Genomic DNA, 18,546 nt, shown 5'->3' with positions numbered 1-18,546 from the left:
ATACCGATTACCCCAAGCATGCGCCCGTAGAAACTGACAGTGCTACAGCGGCGTCCCAAGATGCGAAATCCCCCTGGGCACGAAAGTGAAGTCCACACGGTGGCCCGCAGGGCACCCGACATAATCGTAGCTGACCGTGGGGACATCCACCGCAGCGGCACCCGCCTTGGACTGGCTGCCTTTTTCGAAGCCAATGGGGCAGGCAAGCACGATGGACTTGCGAACAAAACTCGAAATCCCCTTGCAGGAACCGTTCAAGTTCGCTCCGTTCAATCTGGTATTCCAACTTCCACTTACACCAATATGCTAATCCTGTCCTAGCAGAGCCAATCGATTTGACCTTTTCTTCCAGGGGCTGGCATGAGATAAGAATCTCACTGCCGTAACTATCGCGCGAGACCATTTGGTGCCAGCAGGTGACATGCCTGTCCATAGCAACAGCCGAACCGCCTGATAACGGAACTTTCGAATAACGTAACTACGCGACTGCACAAAATCGGAACTACCCGATAACGTAACTGCGACATAAAGTAACTACGTAATAACGTGACAACGTAATTTTCGATTACATGTTTTACCAAGCTCATGAATTATGGAAAGCCCCTGCTCTGGACAGGGGCTTTCAGTCTGGCGAAACGTTTAATGGTGTGATGAACGCTCTCTCATTTCGAGCGATTTTGTAAGGCTTTTCGTACCGGCGACGCCATGACCCAAAAGGCCATCAAGGCCCGACCTCAGCGCCGCGACATCTGAGGGCGAGGCTCCGTCACGCAAGATCTTCGAGTCCAGTAGCGGCCTCAAGAAGCGCTCTGGCGTCTTCTCCGAGAGAATCGCGGCTGCCTCGTCGGAGATTCGGTTCGGATCGCGGGCAACGGGAATCGTCGGCATCTCCTTGGATGAGACAGGGCGCGATCCGTTATTCCTGAGCCAATATCTGAACTCGATATCGATATCTTCAGGAACCTCGACCCTAATCTCCCTGGCCTCATGGTCAACCAAGAGCGCGCCAAAAAGCGAGTCGCGCTCGTCGTTCTCAACCATCCCCTCGAGCTCGAGGATGCCCATGAGAATCGGGAGCTCCATCAGGCTTTCGTGTCCGGCACTGAAGCTCCCGATTTCCTTGGCGCCATCATAATGGCCGGGAAATTCGACTACATAACCGTTGGGCGAAAGCTCAGGCCATCCGAGTGCAAGGGCGGCCTCCACCTCATGCGAGACGTGGGCCACGGGTGAGATGCCACCGCGTGAGAAGGGCTGGATGAAAACGCCCTCGCGGCCTTTCGGATCCCTCTTGAGTTTGAAACAGGCGTCATGGGGCCGACAAGGATAGTCACTGTACTGAGGCGTGTACTGCACACTAAATAAGGTGACATAAGGCTCTCCGTAGTCATCGACAAGGTACATTTCAGCTCCTCCTAATACTCGTTCGCTTTAGCGCATCCTTTTCGTTTACCGCAATGCCGCGATCGGCCTTCTGCGCGCGCTCCGCATCGAAGGTCCTGACGAGCGCGGGCGCGTACTCCTCAGCAAGCGATGCGGCCTGCAGCTTGAACATGCGGGAGATGACACCCGCATCCTGCTTTGCCTGCTTGCCTGCGAGCGCGATGGCGGCCTCGCAGATTTCATTGGTCGTCGGCCCCCTTCCACCGAACTCCGCGAGCTCATTTCTCACGGTATCCAGCGAACCGCCGTCATTTCGGGCATAGGCGGCGATATAGGCCTGCTTGAGCGCCTCGACCAGCCTCTCGTCGACCGCAATCCCCGTCTCGGTGCCACCGCCATCCCGATAGTAGGCCGTCGTGGCCCCCTCAATCGATTCGGCGAGACTTTTCCCTACGTCCATCCCGTCTCCAATCTCATTCAACCTCAATAGGTCCAATAGCATCCAAACGATCAAAGCCTCTGGAAGCCGATTTTGCCTGTCGTTTAAAATCCATGGCCGTTCGCGCGGGGATGTTCGTCCCCGTCCTGCCCCTCAACACTGACGGGAGATTCCGTGATGGCATGGCCGCCCTCGTCCTGGCCATCATCTCCGCTTGACTCTTCCCGACCCTTTTCCAGCTCCTTCTGCTCCAGCTCGGCAAGCTCGGCCTGCAGCTTCTTGAGATTCTCCTCACCGTCCCATGGCTCGGAAACGATTCTCCTAGCATCCTCAAGCTGCTTTTCGGCGCGTTCCATGAGGACTCTTGCCCGATCTAGACCGCCCGCATCCTTCTCGATAATGCCGTCCATCTGCTGCAGCACGGTATGCGAGCCGGAAGTAGCCGATGGCAGCATATGCTTCGACCAGTGCGCGTCGACTGCGCCCTTGACCCTCAGACCAATGAAAGGGTCATAACGTAAGGTGCCGCCGCGCTCGAGCAGAGTCTGCTCCTTCTTCACGACAATCTCCAAACCGCGGAACTCTCCGATGGCCCTTATGGGACCGATGGGGCAATCGGCGGCGGCCGTCTGAACCATCTCGATCGCACTAGCACGATTTTGCGCCGAGACGCCGCCAACCGATACCCTTACGATATCGGTGCCCTTCTCGAGCTCCCTTTGCCTGTTTGCGCGCTCGAGGACATCGTGATCGCGTTCGAGCAGCTCGAATTGCCAACGACAGAGCTTGGCCGAAGGCGCAAAACGAGATTCGATCTGGCTGCGCATGCCCGCCACCATCTCGGCATGAGACTGCTTGAGCATGGACTGCGACATGATCTCGCTTCTCAGCTCCTGGATCCTCTTGATATCGGGATTGCCGGACGCCACGGCGGCAAGGTCGGAGTAGGAGATTCTAGTCTCATCGATGTCGTCCATGCTGCGTACGGACGGCTTATTCGAGAAGACCTGTCCGATAAAACGCTGCTTGTGCTCGACGGTGGAATAGAGGAAGGAATCGAACGTTCCCTGGGCGACGTACTTGTAGTCCTTCACGCTCTCGAATAGGTTTCCCTGGCGTTTGATTCGTCCCAGACGCTGCTCGAAATCGGAAGGTCTCCACGGGCAATCGAGGTTGTGGATGGCCGCGAGCCTCGTCTGGACGTTTGTGCCCGTACCCAACTTCTCGGTCGAGCCCATGAGGACGCGAACCTCGCCCGTACGCACCTTCTCGAAGAGCGTTTCCTTCTTCTCCGGGTCGTTGCCGACGTCGCTGACGCACGCAACCTGCTCGGAGGGGATTCCCGCCTCGATGAGACGTCGCCTCATATCATCCTGGATATTCCATTTTCCCGAGGCTGGGGTCGAACGGTCGCAGAAGACGAGCTGAGCGCCGCGCATGTCGGCCGTCTCCTCCCAAATTCTAAATACCTCACGTGCGCACGCCTCGCATTTGCCGCCCTCCATCGGCTCAAGCTCAGGGTGCATCAGCTTCGGGTCGAGGGCGACCTTCATGCCGTCGCCGGTGATCGCAAGCAGGTTATCGTTGTCATCGGCAGTTCCGGCGCGGACGCGCTCGCCGCGGATGCCGAGTTTTTTGACCTCTTCGACCTGCTCGGGCGTAGCGGGCACGGTGATATGGATCTCCTCGCATTCGGGAACCTTGAGGTTCACGGTCTCCTGCGTGACGATATCCGCAAAGGTTCGATAGGCACTCATGAGCTCGGGGAGGTTATGGAACTTCGTGAAGCGCTGCTTCAGCTGGAAGCCGTTGCCCTCAGGCTTAATCTCCATCGAGTCCTCTATCGTGCCGAACGTAAACGCCCAGGACGGGAACGATGACAGGCCCTGTCGCTCAAGGAGCTTAGGCGCGAGATAGCGCTGCATGTTGTACAGCTCGCCCATCGTATTGGTGACGGGCGTGCCCGTGGCGAACACGATGTTGCGTCCACGGCCGATCTCGCGAAGGTAGGTGCACTTATCGAGCAGGCTCTCGCTACGGTTGGACTTCGATGAGGTCATTCCTGAGACGACCAGGCCATACGTGGGGAGATTCTTATAGATGTGCGCCTCGTCCACAAACAGATAGTCGAAGCCAATCTCCTCGAATGAGAGCCCCTCGGTCTTCGGGGACGAATGGAGCTTCGCGAGCTTCTTATCGATTTCGTTGACTTCTTCCTGGAGCTTTTTAACCGAGAAAGTTCCGCCGTTTGCCTGCGCATCCATTTTGGCTTGCAGGAATTCTTCCTTACGGCGCTTGAGATAAACCTCCTTTCGCTCCTGCGAAAGGTCGAGCATATCAAAGCGCGAACCCGATACGATCACGGCGTCCCAGTCGCCGTTTGCCGCTCGGCCGAAGAACTCCCTCGCCGCGTCTGCGGAATCCGACTCCGTTTTACGCATGTAGAGCACCCTCGCCCCAGGATAGAGATAGGCGAAATCCGATGCCCACTGCTCGGTTAAGTGCTTCGGCACGACGACAAGCGGCTTGGTGGCCCGGCCGAGACGCCTGGCCTCCATGCACATGGCGATACCCGTATAGGTTTTCCCGGCGCCGACAACATGAGCCACAAGCGTGCCCTCATCTGCCTGCCCAGCACGAGCGACGGCGGCACGCTGATGCGGCCTCATCTCCACGTCGGGATTCATGCCGGGAAATGTGAGGTATGAGCCGTCATACGTTCTTGGAGCAAGACGGTTGTACCTATCGTTGTAGATTTTGCACAGAACATTTGCCCGATCCGGGTCTGTCCACACCCATTTCTCGAAAGCCGACGAAATCAAGCGCCTCCTGTCCCATGCGGCCTTAGTCCCCTGGGGGTCGGGAACCTTCTTGCCCGTGGACAGGTCGGTCTTGTTCAGCTTCGTCTCGCTGCCGTTGAGGACGGCCGAGATGACCTTGAGCGGCGAATAGCTGTTGCACCCGTATCTGGCCAGCACCTCGAGCGAAAGCTCGGTCGCGTTTCCCGTCAGGCGCCATTTTCCGGTACGAGGCTCATGAGAAACCTCGAATTTCCTCTGCTTTGCCGCAGTCATCTCACCATCAGTTAACTCGAGCTCCTCCTCGATGAAGCTCATGACGAAGGAGGGGGGAATCCAGGGAGAACCTAGGGTCGCCGCGATCTCTCCGGGACCCAGCTCACGTGGAAGCACGGCTTTCAGTTTCTCTTCGCAGGTGTGCAGCGCGGCGAGCCTCTCGACATCCGACTCGGTTAGGCCGAAAGCTGACATATGTCGCTCGCGTCTAGCCCTGTACTCGGCAAGGTCATCTGAGTTGACGAGCTCCTCATGGGGAACGGCCTGCTCGACGTCGCCCATCCAGTCGACATGGGTAGTCCTCACCACGGCCTCGTCACCAGCCTGGCAATAGCCGAGCGAGATAAGGAATTCGGCCGGCACGGGGTCTGCCTTCATCGCAGCCGCCAAAACACTCGATAGGGGCTCCTGCTCCGACTTCCGGGCATCAGAGATCCCATACGCGCGCGCCAGGTTTTTGATCGGATCGGGAGTCTGATATGTGTTGTCGGCATCGGCGCAGTGAAGTGCGACGCCAAGAACATCGGAGCCCACGCGGGGATCCCTGGAAAGTCGCCAGAGGACCTCCTCCGTGTTCATACCATCGGTCGCGAAATCTCGTTTACTTGCCAGATATCCGAGCGATCTCTCGACAAGCGTTGCAACGAGGGGGTTCGTTATTGCCGCGTGGCCGTTCCTGCGCACGGTGGAGATGCGAACCCCCTCATCGAGCTCTCCCAGGGCGGCAATTAACGCCTCTCCGGTCCACGTGCTGAACGACCTGTCGCGCCAGCTGTCGGGGAGGCTGCCGACATGCGCCGAGGCGATAACGGCACGGTCGGCCGTCAGGGGATGGACGCAGGTGTCCCACAGGCCGCTTTTCATGAGGACGGTAACGGCTCTCACCACCTCCGCATTTGCCTCGGGAGTGCGGACGGGAGGGATCGAAACAGATTCGAACCAGGAGCTTTCCCCGGCATCAAAACGCTCGTTCTCTATCTTCTTTTGCATCGTATGGATTGCATCGAGCTTCTCGCCGATATCGCCGGAAAGATATGCCTCGGCGCTCTCGATCCTCGAAGTGACCGGATCGCGGACGATGAGGTCTCCGAGCTTTTCCTCGGCATCTTCGACGCTGCAGCCGAGTAGTCGCCCGATGAGTGCCAGATCGACGCCGCCCGTACGGTCATATGAGACGGCCAGGGCATCAGCCGGGGTCTCCGAACGGTCGGGGAGGGGCGCCTGGGGGCGCACCGTGCGCTTCGAGAGGATGTCGGCCTTGCGGACGAAGTTCTTCTTGGTGTCCAGAACCTCGAGACTGAAGAGGTTGATGCCGAGCGAGCAGTCGTGATAGCCCTTCATGGTAAGGACCCTGCGGTTCTTCTGATCATTCAGGCGACCGTATCGCTCAGCGAAGCGGTCATAGCGGTCGTTGAGCGCCTTTATTCCAGATTCGATTGCGGCATCAGTCGATTTGGGGTCACGCTCGAGCGAGATAAGTGCTCGCGCGGCATCCCTGATCTCGAGCATTGCGCGTGCACGATCCTCTGCCCCCCGGCCTGTGGGCCGGAAAAGCTCGACCGTGTCGCCGTTGCCGTACCAGATCGATCCGCCGTCGCCCAGTGTGAACTCATAGAGCGCCGGATTGGTGGGGATTTGGACGACCTCGGGCGCGGCAGACCTGTTGGGCATCCCCTCGAAAGTATGTGCAATTGCGCTGATGGCTTGATTCGCTAGGGCCTCCCTGGCGCCATCGGCGATTCCGGCGGCGTCCAGCCCGCTGATCAGCGCATAACCAGGACCGTATGCGGTCATCTCCGAGCCCTGCTCGCCGATGGCCATGGACGGATTGGAGGCCAGTAGCGCGTTCACGCGGAGGCCGTCCGCGTTGGTCGCCGTGTGGACCCAGTCCGGCGTGCTGTCGTGATCGATCTCACGTGGCTTATCGAGCTTCCTCAGGATGACAAGATCGCACAGCGCGCTTGTCCCCGCCTGGCTCTCGAAAGTCTCCCTGGGGAGTCGTGCCATGCCGACAAGGTCGCACTCGGCCGCAAGGTTCACGCGGGTTGCCTCGCGAGCCTTGTCCATGGTGTAGCGACTCGTCAGCACAGCAACGATACCACCGGGACGCACGGCGGCCACGGCTCTCTTGATCATATAGTCGTGTAGCGGCACACCGTCGATTTTAATCGCGTCGGAGTAGGGGACGTTGCCTATGGCGGCATCAAACGACCCTTCAGGGATCTCGCATTTTTCGATATCCGCGGCGACGATCGTATGGTCCGGGCAAAGCACACGAGCAAGTCCCGCGCTCACGGGGTCGATCTCCACGCCGGTCACATGGACGTCCATGCCCTCGGGCACGCAGCGCATGAAGTTGCCCGTGCCGCAGCCCGGCTCCAGAATCTCGGCTCTGCCCCCATCGCAGATACCTGCACCCTTTAGCGTCTCCCAGATGAGCTCCACGACAGGACGGGGGGTGTAGAAGGCGGTGAGGACCGTCGCGCGCTGCTCGGCGAACTCATCTTCGCTCAGCAGCTCTTTCAGTTCCCGTGATACCTCGGCCCAGCCGCCGGTCGGGTTTTCGGCAAATGCGTTCGCCGCGCCGCCCCAACGGGAGTAGGCCGAGATGGCGCGCACCTCCCCTGGGGTGGCGTCTCGCCCCTCATCCATGGTCGCCTTGAGGGCGCGCAGGGCGGCGACGTTCAGCCGCGCGCGCTCCAGCGGCGAATGGCCGGCCTGGACGTCAGGGTTTAGGTATTCGGTGTTGTGGCGGTTGACTAGAGCGTGAGCACCGTCTCGTTGAGGGCGATCTCCTCGGCCATCTTCTGGGCGCTGTTGGCCCTGCGAATGTAGTCGTCGTACCGGCACTCGGCCATCGTGAGTTGCGCGAACTCCGGTGTCGCCCCGCAGCTCTCCATGCAGCTGTCCTGCAGCTCCGCTAGCCTCGTCAGGTAGTTGCGCTCCACTGCCTTGAGATACTCCTCCGTCTCGCCGGCCGCGTCCATCCTGGCCAGCTCCTCCGGAGCGCTCTGCTCCATGAAGGAATACCGGAGTCCCCTCACGCCCCTGTACGGGTTCTTCAGCACCGACATGCGCTTCCTCCTCGGAATCATCTTTGCGGGCGGCCTTGTCGCCTCCCGCTTGGCTTACATAAGATTCCTGTTGCGCGCCAAAGTCAAGTGCCAACCTTTGCTGTGCATCCACGTCATCTATTTGGTTTTCGGCTGGCGCCTCGTAAATTGAGGGGTCGTCCATCGCGAAGAGTGAGATTTGTCCCTCGACCGCGACAAAGCGCCTCGACGTTCTCCTGGCCATGGCGCTACGCCCCCTTTCGGGTGTTATTGGAGGCTCCGCGCGCGCCGGCATCGAAGGATGCGAGCATACTCTTCAGGCGCTTTGTCGTCATGGTTGCCGATTGACCGCGCTCGACCGGGCTGTTCTGCGAAGCTCGTGTTCTCGGCTTGTGTTCGAACCCCGCCCGCCTGAGGGCGCGGTCGATTCTGTTCGTGGCGCCCCTCACCTGGGCGCAGACGCGCTCGATGCGGACGAGGAGCAGTTCGGTATCCTCCATCGGCACGCGAATCTCCAAGCCGTCATCGATCCCGTAGCGGCGAAGCGTCACATGGGAGGCCATCGGGTCCATGCCCTCAAGGTCGATGTCTTCGGCGGCCTTTGTGACCGCGTCGAGTGCGACCGTATCCCCCTCGACCACCCTGATTGGAGCGGCACCGGGACACGAGGTGAGGCCCGTGTAGGCTGAGGCGGGGTAGACGGTCTCCGGCACGAGCTCGCAGTCTAGAGTCAGCTCTTCACCGTCTCGTTTTGCAAAGGGAACGAGGATCTCGAACCCTACCGGATGCTCTTTGATTTTGCCACCCAAACTATCGGCGCGCTGCCTGCTGAGGACAGCGGAGGTATCGGCCTCGGGATGGTCGAGCTTGAATGCCGCGAGGGCGAGAATACTCCTCGGGCCCAATTCGGGATGCTCGGCCATGGAGTCGAGAATCGTGTCCCAGCCTCGCGGATGACCCATCACAGCCGCGAGTATCTCGACAGGCGCTTCGATTAGCCTCTGCTGCATTATTTCCTCCCCGTCTCAGTCAACTCCCATCGATGATGGGGGAGTGCACCCATGCCATCCGGTGCGGGAACAAGTGTTCATCATGGCAAGGATGCTGAGGTACAGCCAAATCACTGCTGGCAACGGTGCACCGCTGCTCCGCAAGGGGCATCTAGTCCCCGGCCCTCATAGAAGGACGCATCTTGAAGCTCGTGGAAGCATATGACAGGTACGCCGTTATAGACACATGATTTAGCCGATTTGCTATTCCACCTTCCGACGCATGGGTCATGGGCGAGGTCAAATAGGGGAGACCATTTCTGAATCGCAAGGTCGAGGACATCCTCCTCGTTATACTCGCCGTTATGGAGGAAGGCGAAGTGAGGCGCACCAAGTTTTGCGCCTCCGCAGATTTCGACAACTGAAACCTGGCTGAAAGATTCTGAGCTTTCGCCGTCACCAAGCAATATCCAAGACGATGGGACGACAGCGAAATCATTGTCGGCAAGATCAATCCGCCGCATGTCGCGAGGCTCATTCTCCGCCACGTCCATGTAGTAAAGGGAAAAGTGTTCGTGAAGGCGCAGGAACTGATCATAGTCACGCTCAAGTTTCGCTACGGACAATTCCTCTGACCCATCAAATGAGAGGTGTCTCATTTCCTGCGCAGTAAGTTGAAGCTCTTTTTGGCAGGCTTTATCCATGGCCTCTGCAACTCGAGGCGTAAGACCGGTAAACATAGCAGTCAGATAATCGATCGCCTCACCGGTACTCCGAATTGATTCGGGGTTCTTGCTGCGTAGCTCCTTGATTCTATCCGGCGTGGCCACCTCAACGGTCGTACCGAATTTAATCTTATTCATCTTTGAGCCCTGTAACGGTAGTCTTGCCATGGTCTGTCCATTCACAATCGGTATTTACGTTGAACTCGCGCCCAACGATAGAAAGGTCGCCCGCGCCTTTAGTCCGACGCCTTATCTGCGCCCGCGATCTTCGGCGCCGAGGCGATCTCCGCGAGCCTCGTGAGCCCCGAGGCTATCTCGACCGCGTCCGCGCCCAACAGCCAGTCTGCAGGCACGCCGAACGTCCTCGAGAGGGCCTTGAGCGAGACCGCCGAAGGCAGCCTGACGCCCGTCAACCAAAGGGCGATAGAGCGCGGCGATTGGCCGATCGTTGCCGCAAGCTCATCCTGGCCGACACCCGTCACTCTCATGAGGGCGGCCAGGCGCCGGCGAAAGAGCAGCAGGGACGGTTCTGTTGTGTAGGGTCCGGGCGCATTCTTCATCTAAATCAGTACGTCCCGACGTTGAAGCCCTCGCCCTTGGTGAAATCGACGGTCACGGGAATCTCCGTCTCGTTTGGGAAGTAGGCGCGGATGACCCAGTAGGGGATATCGGAGCCATCGGGGCCCATTCCCGCATTCACGTCGCTCGACTCGATAAGCGTCTTCTCGGGAACGCCGTATTCTGAGGTCAGGGATGTGAGGTATGCGGCGACAGCGTCCTGGAAACCTGCCTGGGTCGCTTCCTCCGGCAGGTTGTCGGGCACGGACACGATCGAGGGGTCAACCTGGGCCGTCTCGCCCTGTCCATCCGCAACGTCGGTTTCCTGCCCATCATCTGACTCGTCACCTGAGACTTCGGACGCGCTGTCGGTTCCAATTGAGGATTCCTCGCTCGAGGTACCATCCGACCTTCCCATGGGCGGGAATACCGCGAATGCGATATTGATTGCGATGCAGACCGCGATGATGCCGACGCAGGCGAGAATAATCCCCTTTGAGTCGAGCTTCTTTCCCTTATCGTACATGGCACAAGTTCCTTTCCTCTTAGAGCTATTTGAGCTCCACTCCGCCCATCCAGCCCCAGTAGACGCCGGAGCCCTTTCCGTAGAAGGCTATGAATTCGTCAAGCGTTTTGGTCGTGATAGCGCCCTCGTTGCTCATGACCTTGCCGTCACCGACGTAGATGCCGACATGGCCATAGAGAAGGCCGGGCGTTCCGGTGCCGGGGTGGCTCGTGTCGCCCACGATCATGCCGACCTTGAGGTCTGCTGGGTTGTTGCTATGGCACCAGGCCTTGACCATGTCGCAGGCGTTGCCGCCGTAGTAGCCGACGCCGGCGGCCTTGAACACATTAGTCACCCAGGCGGCGCACCAGTTCTTGCCTGGCGAGGGTGTCGATTTGCATGCGCTCACGACGGCCAGCTGGGTGCCCGTGGCGCCCGACAGTTCCTGGCCGGAGCCGCCGAGGGAGCCCGATGTGATGGCGTTGTAGAAATACTCCGCGTTTGGGTACCTTGAGTCCCAGCCGTGCGGCTTGCCTCCCACCATCGCACACCGCTCCCATCCCATCGCATAGTGCATAGTTGCCGACTCAAGATCGTCGGTCTCCATGAATGTCTGGTAGGTGTACTTGCCGTTCGCGCTGGTGAACGATCCCCACTCATCGTGGTCCGACCAGAACTCGAGCTGAACGTCGAGTTCGTACCAGTTCCTTCCCGTCTCCTTGGCGAACTGGGCAAGGCGAAGGCGACGCCCCCCGTCCCATTGGCCGATGCCAACCGCCTTGTTGTAGATGGGACCCCTCGCGATGATCTCGTCATTGGTGCAAGGACTGATACCCTCTTCCCAATAGGCACGACCGCCCTTCGCCTGGTCGGCCATCGGGTATATCTTCTTGGCTGCGGTGCCCGCGGACTCATGGCAATAGTTGCCCATGATGGCCGCAGCGTGGATGTCGTCGCAGCCGTGGTCCTTGAGGTACAGATATATCTTGAGCTCGTCGGCGCCCAGGCTCGCCGTACTGCTAGCGCCGGCGGCCTGGTTGCCGAACAGAACGATGCCAAGCGACGAGGCTAGGACCACGCCCATGAACAGCAGGCAGCCGAGCGAAAGCAGGGAGGTGAACAGGGCGACCCTGTTCCTCCATGCCCTCATGGAGAGGAACTTCTGCCTTCCCTTGCGCCCCTTGAATATTTTTCGGGAGATGCTGCCGCCGACGGCACGGCTCGCCTTCTTCCCGAGCGAGGCCTGTTTGAGTGCCGCCTTGCGTTTCCTGCGCAGAGAGCGCTTGCGATAGTCCTTGAGCTTTTTGACGGCGGCCGGGTCCTTCTTGAAGGAACCGGGACGGCGCTTCATGAGGATATCGAGCTCGACCGCGTTGGCGCGATCAAGCGCCTTTGAGGCGCTGCCGGCAAACGGGGCGACAGGGACCGTCGTCACCTTTTTCGCGAGTTCCGAAGACGCCACGAGCTGTGCCGAGGGCGTTGCGCCCGACACAGTGGCCCCGCGTCGGGAAGACGAGGCCATAGCGGAGGGGGAGAAACCCGATCCCTCCGCCATATCTGTGTCGGGCGCATCGGCTTCGGATGCACCTGCCATCGTGGATCGCGCGGCGGCTGCAAAGGCGCCGCCGTAGGAGGCTGCGCCCGCGGCGGCAGATGCCGCACGCGAGCGCGTCGTTTTCTGTGCGCCGAGACGAGAAAGGTCGGATGAGTTCGCGCGCGAGCCATTCTTGCGCGAAGAGGATCCTGCCGATGCCGTGGCATACCGCGACTCCGATTCGAGCATGGCGGCGACGGTGCCCGCACGCCTGCTAGCGGCAGTACGGGCATCCGCATGGGCAAGGTTGGAGCTGTATCTCGTCGAGCGCATTATCTAGCCTACGAAACCGGAGCCGTTTGCGTATTCGCTAAGGCCCTCGGGGCTGATTTCATCGGGGTTTGCGAACACGCCGCCGACATCCTCGCCGCTGTCGTTTTGATAGTTCAGCAGGGTGTCCATGGCGCCTTTGACCGATGCGCTGTTGAAGCGCTGTTCAGCGGGCTGTTGGGGAGCAGCCGTCGCCTGCAGCGCGGCCTGATGGCGGCGCTGAGCCGCGCGCTGGTTTGGATACATGCCGCCGGTCTGCATGAAGTCTGCAGCGGAAGTCTGCTGGGGTGTTGCGGAGTGCACCGGCTGTTGAGGGACTTGCGCCTGAGTGCGCGGACGGGCCGGCGAGTCCACCGGCTGCTGACGGGCGCCATCGAGACGAGAGGCAGCCTGCTCGGTATCCTCCTCGATGGACTGAGCCTGCTCGGGGAAAGCGGCACGCTGGGGCTCCGCTACGGCATCAAGGCCGTTGGCGCGCTCCGACATGGCAACGAGCGCCTGCAGCGTGTATCCGACTTCGGAACCGGAAAGGGCGACCGTGCCGTTCGAGAAGGCGATGTCGCCGGAGGGGTCGGCGCCGAGCTTGATGCCGGCAGCGGAAAGCGCCAGCGCGAAATCGTCGAAGTGGGTATCGCTCTCACGGGTGAAGACCTGATCGATCGCGTTCAGGACAAGTTTCTTGAGCTCGGCTTCAGCCTGTGCGCGCAGCTCCTCCTCGGTCGGGAGTCGACGGGTGTTGAAGCGCGAGAAGCTCACGCCATCCTGGAAGTCACGAATATCCATATCTTCCATCCTTTCATTTTTGGCGGCAACCGCGTCTCGGTTGTCGCCGCCGTTGAAACCAAATTGCTCGTTCGCAGGTCGATCGGAGGATCGGACTTGCGGCGGGGGAGCCATGTGCGCGGGCGAGGGCACACTGCGACCGATCTCCTCACGTCTCGAACGCGAAGACGATGACGGGGCGTCCTCCGGCTCGTCGAGCGTATCGACGTCGGGCCTCACCGGCACCGGCCTCGCCACCCGGCGCTTGATATCGGCGGGGCGGGTCGTGCAGATGTCGTAGAGCGTCGGGCAGATCTTCTGGTCGATCGGGAAGTCGAAATGGACCACGCGGTTCTTGAACACGTAGAGGCCCTCGCCGGGATGCGCGGTCGCCAGAACCTTCGTCTGGCTCTCGGAGAGGTTGAAAAGCTCCTGGAAGTCGGGCAGAAGGTCGCTCGTCTGCTGCAGGACCGTCACGAAGGGCGAGTTCTGGAACATGTAGCGCGTCTCCTCGCTGTTGAGGACGCGCGAGAGGTTCTGCGTGATGGCGTTGATGTAGAAGTCCCATTTGCCGCCACGGGTGAAGAAGCGGTCGATCTGGCTGCGCGCATAGGGGCTGTCGAGCAGGAGCTGGAACTCGTCGATAACGAGCCAGGTTCGCCTTCCGGCGCGGCGGTTTGCCGAGACGCGGACCCAGATATGGTCGAGGATGATGAGAAGCGCCAGCGGCTTGAGCTCGCTGGACAGCTCATGCAGGTCGAAGCATACGAGGTTCGACTGGAGGTCCACATTCGTCGGATGGTTGAACAGCGACAGCGTGCCCGTGACGTAGCGGCGAATGAGCTTCGCGAGGTCTCGGGCGTCGAGCATGTCGGAGCCCTGCTCGGACATCAGGAAGTCATAGATATCCTGAAGTGTCGGCAGGTTCTCGGGGCGCGGGTCGTCCAAGTATCGGTTATACGCGTAGGCCGCGGCGGCATCGAGCACGTTTGCCTGGGCGTCATTGACACTGCTCGCCATCATGCGCACAAGCGACTGGATGAAGGACACTTTCGCAGGAACAGGGGAGGACTTCGTCTCCGGGTCATCCGAGCCGTAGGCAAGGGAGATGTCGAGGGGATTGATGTAGTCGCCGGAGTTTTCCGCGATACGGATCACCTGACCGCCGAGATACTCGGTGGGGGTGACGTACTCGCCCTCGGGGTCGATTGTGATCACGTCGTCGTCCGGATGCTTCAGGTGCACGGGGATGATGCGGGTGATCTTCGAATTGAACGACTTGCCGGAACGGGGTTGTGCCAGTGTGAAGCTGTTCGTGTGCTCATGGGAGACCGGATCGTAGACGATAAATGAGCGGGTCTCGGCATTGAGGCCCATGATGTTGCCGCCCGGGTCATTCATCTCCGCCGCAACGAACATCATCATGTGCGCCAGGGGATCTGTCGTGAGGGTGCGCTCATACGGGATATAGGGGGTACCGATAGGCAGGGCGGTCGAGAACGATTCCTCGCGAAGCGCGCGCCAGGAATCGGGATAGGGCTTCCTGTGCGTGGAAAACACCTTCTCGACCTCGCGGCATGCCTCCTCGAGCTCCGTCTCCGTGCGACCCTGGACGGCAACGACCGTCGTGACTCCGAACGCATGCATTTCCGCGCTTTCGAGGTCGTCTCGGAAGGCCTCGGCGTCCTCCTGGGCCTCACGCATGGCAGGCGGCATGTTACTCTGGTCGACGAAGTAGCCGACCTCGGGACGGCTCGTGTTGAACTGATAGGTGTTGTTTTCCTCGGTGATCTCATGCAGGTGGTTCTCTGCAGCGGAGATCGCGGCAGAGAATTCCCAGGGCCGGATGTGCCAGGCGACGGTGAGGTCGTAGGGCAGGCCCGTCAAATCTGAGATAAAGGAGTCTTTCATCGTCTTTCCGTACCCGTCGAGGGTGACGTCATAGGTCTTCACCCAACGGCGCCCGACGATCATCCTCGGATCGCCGCGATAGCCGTCTGCCGTGAGGACGGAGGAGGGGGCCACGAGCTCGCGGGTCGTGAGGCCGACGGTTCCGGAAAGACGCTCGAAGTTCGCCGTGCCCGGGTTATCGTCCTGACGCGTCATGGCTTGGATGATATCGAGACGCTGCTGGCCGTCGAGGATATGCGCGTCGGATCCGAGGTCGCGCATGAAGCGCAGGAAGGAATCGGCCTCTTGTGAAAGGCGCGGGACGGCGCGCTCCATCGTGTCGGCAGACACCGCGATCGTCACGATGCGGTCACGGCGAACGGATCTGGAGGATTTCGCCAGCATGGAGTGAGTCCAAGCGTTGTACTCGCGGCGCAAGACATTGCCGCGATCGTCACCGGGCACCTCGCGGAATAGCAGGTCGGAGGCGAACTCCTCCGGGCTAACACGCTTGTTCATGATGAAGATGCCGAGGCGCACCGTATGGTCGAGGGAGTCGAGATACGCCGCCCATGCCTCGCGAACGCGATATTGATCCTCGGGTCGTGCGCCCTGATAGTTGACGTCGTCGACCCGCAGGGCGATGGAGTAGGTCGCCGAATCGATACGCATGACGCCGTCGACCGTTAGCAGCTCGTAGGGCACGAGTTTCGTGGTCGTCCACTTGGGTTGGACGAGCTTTACGTCGGTCGACAGGGCGGTGTTGACGCCGAGATCGGCCTGGTCCTCATCCGTTTCCCAGGAAGAGCCAAGGGGGATGGATGGCACGTCGGGACCATATTTCGCAAGATGCTTGTCGCGTTTCTTATTCAGCTTTTTCAGGCGCTTGTCCATTTGGCGCACGCCCTTCGGCCAACCGGCCTCGACGGCGTTCGCGCGGCGCTGTTCCGCCTCCGCGATCTCACGGTCGAGATCCTCAATCGTCATCCTACTCATCTCGGGTTTCTCCTATCGTTATCAATAGAGACCTCAGCCATCGCCTGGGCGATTCCCGCCGGCACGGTCTCCTGTTCTACCTTTCTTGCCTTCTTCGCGGCTTTTTTGCGGCGCTTCTCCTTGCGCAATTCGGCCCGAGTCTTTTTTGGCACCGCGACCTCAAAAGTCGGCACCGCGAGCATGAGCTGATCCGGCTCGGCCCGGTCCTTCAGCATGAGGGGCAGCCATTTTTCCGATTTGAGGCCATGGTGCGAATGGAGGCCGATTACGCCGATCGCGACGCAAACCGGTATCGCCAGATAAGTGACGGCCTCGAGATTCCAGTCCCATGCGTAAACGCCGTAAATGCCGACAGATACGACCGAAGCGGCAGCCAACGCCGCCACAGCGGAGCGCTTGGAAAAATGACCGAAGATGTTTCTCGCGACATAGTTGTTGATATCGTCGCGCACGAATGTCTCTGCCATTTCATCACCTTCCCTAGGCAAGGCCAAACAGGCTGTTGGCGACCAACTTGGACTTGTTGACGATTTCCGTGATGCACAGGACGGCGCACATCGACGGGATCAGGGCGGCGACGGCATCCCCAAACCCGCTCAGGCTGCTCGTGTCAGACGTGATCGGCGCTATGAGCTCGGAGGCCACTGTCATGATCAAGGGGATCATGCCGATGGCGATGACAATCATGACTGCCTGGAAGCACACCGCGGCGAAGCGCTTGAGGTACCCGACCCCCATTGCCCTGGACCTGTCGTCTGCGAAAAATGCAAGGCAGAGTGGGCTCGCCGCCGCCCTGAGATATATCTCGCCGACGCGTACAAAGATGGTAGTGAGTACGCAAAATAGGCAGGCAACGCAGGCGACAAGGGCCACGATCGCAAGGAGCAGCAGGATAAAGGACGTGCTCGCTTGGGCATACGTCAGAGAGTCGAACGAGGCGATCACTTGCTCTTTTATGCCGAGGGACTTTGACGCCTCTATGCCGACAGACGCGAGCGCGATGTTCACGACCCTTACCAGATTCTGGGCGAGGATATATATGCAGGCGCATATATCCATCGCGTGCACGATGAGGGTGTAGCTCACCGCGAACATCATCACAACGAAGGCGAGGCTTGCCATGATGTCGATACCGGCCATCTTGCGGCGGACATCGAGCTGGTGCATAAGGGCGACGCCGAAAGTCAGGCCAAGAAACGCAAAGGCGTAAGGCTGGAAGGCGTTTTTGGACAACGTCGATGCCATGGTGTAGAACTGGGCAAAAGGCCCATTGGTGAAATCGGAAGTGAAAGCCGTATCCGCCGTTGAGGACACCAACGAAATACACCATTCGGCGAGACTGGTAGCATTCTCGGCAAGTCCGCGGCAGAAGGACCATGCCAAATTTTCGGCAGAATACTTAAAGAATTCAAAATTTAGAGCGAATTTGGGCGGATGATCCTTGATTAACTGGTTTTCCAAGTCCTCCGGGTCCTTTGCTGCCGAGTCTTTGTCGGTATGAGGTCCGCCACCGGTTCCAGTGGATTCCTGTCCAGTTGCCGCGGCTTTTGCTATCTCCCAGCCATCAGGGGCCCAACTTGGCGCCAAGCTCTTCAGAAACTCACTATCGCTCAAACTTCCGCTCAGCTTTTTTGTTTTGGCGGTTTTTGAACTTACAGTTTTACCGTTCTTATCGACATAGATCGGGCCATAAAGATTTGCGCTTCCGTTTCCGATTTTCACCTCATATCTGATTTCATGAGCGGTGATGTTGCCATGTTTAAAGTCTATAAACTTGTCTTTTTCAATATCTGACCAACGGATGACGACATAGCGCTTAGAGTCTGTTGCCTGGGAACCTGAAACATCAAGCGAGTCTCTTACAGACCACTGACCCTTTTGCGCAGCATATGCGATGCCAGACAGCGCGCAGCCCAGCACCAGCAGGGCAACGCTGACAACCGCGAAGCGAAAAATGCACTCCGACCACTTTATGCATCGCCTGTCGAGCTCGTATTCCCCGTATGGTTCCGTCGGCCTTGGCGACCGGTCATCCCCGATGGGGGAGCCGGCGGCGAAGGCGAGCAACCTCTCCCGAATACTCATTATTGAATGATGCCGTTAAAAAGCTGGGAGATGATGTGGGACACGCCGCATCCGGCAATGAATACGCCGGCGAGCACCTGCCACCATTCGGTACCGTGGCCGGGACGTCCCTTGGTCTTTTCCTCAAGCAGGTTGTATACACCCCACAGGGCAAACAGAGAACCACCGGCAATCATGAGATTCTCGAAGGATGTGACGATTTGTGTAAGCTGTTCCATTTAAA

General features: G+C 59.5%; 14 protein-coding genes. All 14 read right to left on the bottom strand.

Translation table 11 applies throughout. The features are described 5' to 3' along the window. Positions 1–42: 42 nt before the first annotated feature. Complete coding sequence (locus DW151_RS04120) at positions 43–258, bottom strand: hypothetical protein (RefSeq protein WP_118334593.1); 216 nt, start codon at positions 256–258, stop codon at positions 43–45. A gap of 381 nt (positions 259–639) precedes the next feature. Then, positions 640–1,404: a hypothetical protein gene (locus DW151_RS04115; RefSeq protein ID WP_118334591.1), complete on the bottom strand. Its 765-nt coding sequence runs from the start codon at positions 1,402–1,404 to the stop codon at positions 640–642. 1 nt (position 1,405) lies between these two features. After that, positions 1,406–1,843 carry a hypothetical protein gene (locus tag DW151_RS04110; RefSeq protein WP_118334590.1) on the bottom strand — a complete coding sequence of 146 codons (438 nt, stop codon included), beginning with the start codon at positions 1,841–1,843 and terminating at the stop codon, positions 1,406–1,408. Positions 1,844–1,926: 83 nt separating this feature from the next. After that, positions 1,927–7,548, bottom strand: coding sequence for a DEAD/DEAH box helicase family protein (locus DW151_RS04105; RefSeq protein ID WP_158571649.1), 5,622 nt, complete (start codon positions 7,546–7,548; stop codon positions 1,927–1,929). A gap of 107 nt (positions 7,549–7,655) precedes the next feature. Then, entirely contained in the window at positions 7,656–7,970 is a 315-nt protein-coding gene (locus DW151_RS10565) for a TnpV protein (RefSeq protein ID WP_158571648.1), read from the bottom strand. Positions 7,971–8,197: 227 nt separating this feature from the next. Then, the gene (locus DW151_RS04100) at positions 8,198–8,959 is read right to left on the bottom strand and encodes a hypothetical protein (protein ID WP_118334587.1); all 762 of its coding nucleotides are present in this window, start codon (positions 8,957–8,959) and stop codon (positions 8,198–8,200) included. Positions 8,960–9,069: 110 nt separating this feature from the next. Further along, positions 9,070–9,801 (bottom strand): hypothetical protein, encoded by a 732-nt coding sequence (locus DW151_RS04095; RefSeq protein WP_147351755.1) that lies wholly within the window; start codon positions 9,799–9,801, stop codon positions 9,070–9,072. Between the two features lie 98 nt (positions 9,802–9,899). Beyond that, the gene (locus DW151_RS04090) at positions 9,900–10,223 is read right to left on the bottom strand and encodes a helix-turn-helix domain-containing protein (RefSeq protein ID WP_118334584.1); all 324 of its coding nucleotides are present in this window, start codon (positions 10,221–10,223) and stop codon (positions 9,900–9,902) included. 5 nt (positions 10,224–10,228) lie between these two features. Further along, positions 10,229–10,747 (bottom strand): hypothetical protein, encoded by a 519-nt coding sequence (locus DW151_RS04085; RefSeq protein ID WP_118334582.1) that lies wholly within the window; start codon positions 10,745–10,747, stop codon positions 10,229–10,231. Between the two features lie 25 nt (positions 10,748–10,772). Next, on the bottom strand, positions 10,773–12,593 hold the full coding sequence (locus DW151_RS10560; protein ID WP_158571647.1) for a phage tail tip lysozyme: 1,821 nt from the start codon (positions 12,591–12,593) through the stop codon (positions 10,773–10,775). 3 nt (positions 12,594–12,596) lie between these two features. Next, complete coding sequence (locus DW151_RS04075) at positions 12,597–16,238, bottom strand: VirB4-like conjugal transfer ATPase, CD1110 family (RefSeq protein ID WP_147351754.1); 3,642 nt, start codon at positions 16,236–16,238, stop codon at positions 12,597–12,599. Beyond that, positions 16,235–16,705, bottom strand: coding sequence for a PrgI family mobile element protein (locus DW151_RS04070; RefSeq protein ID WP_118334579.1), 471 nt, complete (start codon positions 16,703–16,705; stop codon positions 16,235–16,237). The genes DW151_RS04075 and DW151_RS04070 overlap by 4 nt, the downstream gene beginning before the upstream one ends. Before the next feature lie 13 nt (positions 16,706–16,718). Beyond that, the gene (locus DW151_RS04065; RefSeq protein WP_118334578.1) at positions 16,719–18,323 is read right to left on the bottom strand and encodes a hypothetical protein; all 1,605 of its coding nucleotides are present in this window, start codon (positions 18,321–18,323) and stop codon (positions 16,719–16,721) included. Beyond that, positions 18,323–18,541, bottom strand: coding sequence for a hypothetical protein (locus DW151_RS04060; protein WP_118334576.1), 219 nt, complete (start codon positions 18,539–18,541; stop codon positions 18,323–18,325). The genes DW151_RS04065 and DW151_RS04060 overlap by 1 nt, the downstream gene beginning before the upstream one ends. Positions 18,542–18,546 lie beyond the last annotated feature (5 nt).

The organism is Collinsella sp. AM13-34 (assembly GCF_003473055.1).
GTDB lineage: Bacteria > Actinomycetota > Coriobacteriia > Coriobacteriales > Coriobacteriaceae > Collinsella.
The sequence above is the reverse complement of the archived record's forward strand: the minus strand, read 5'-3'. Positions and strand labels throughout refer to the sequence as shown.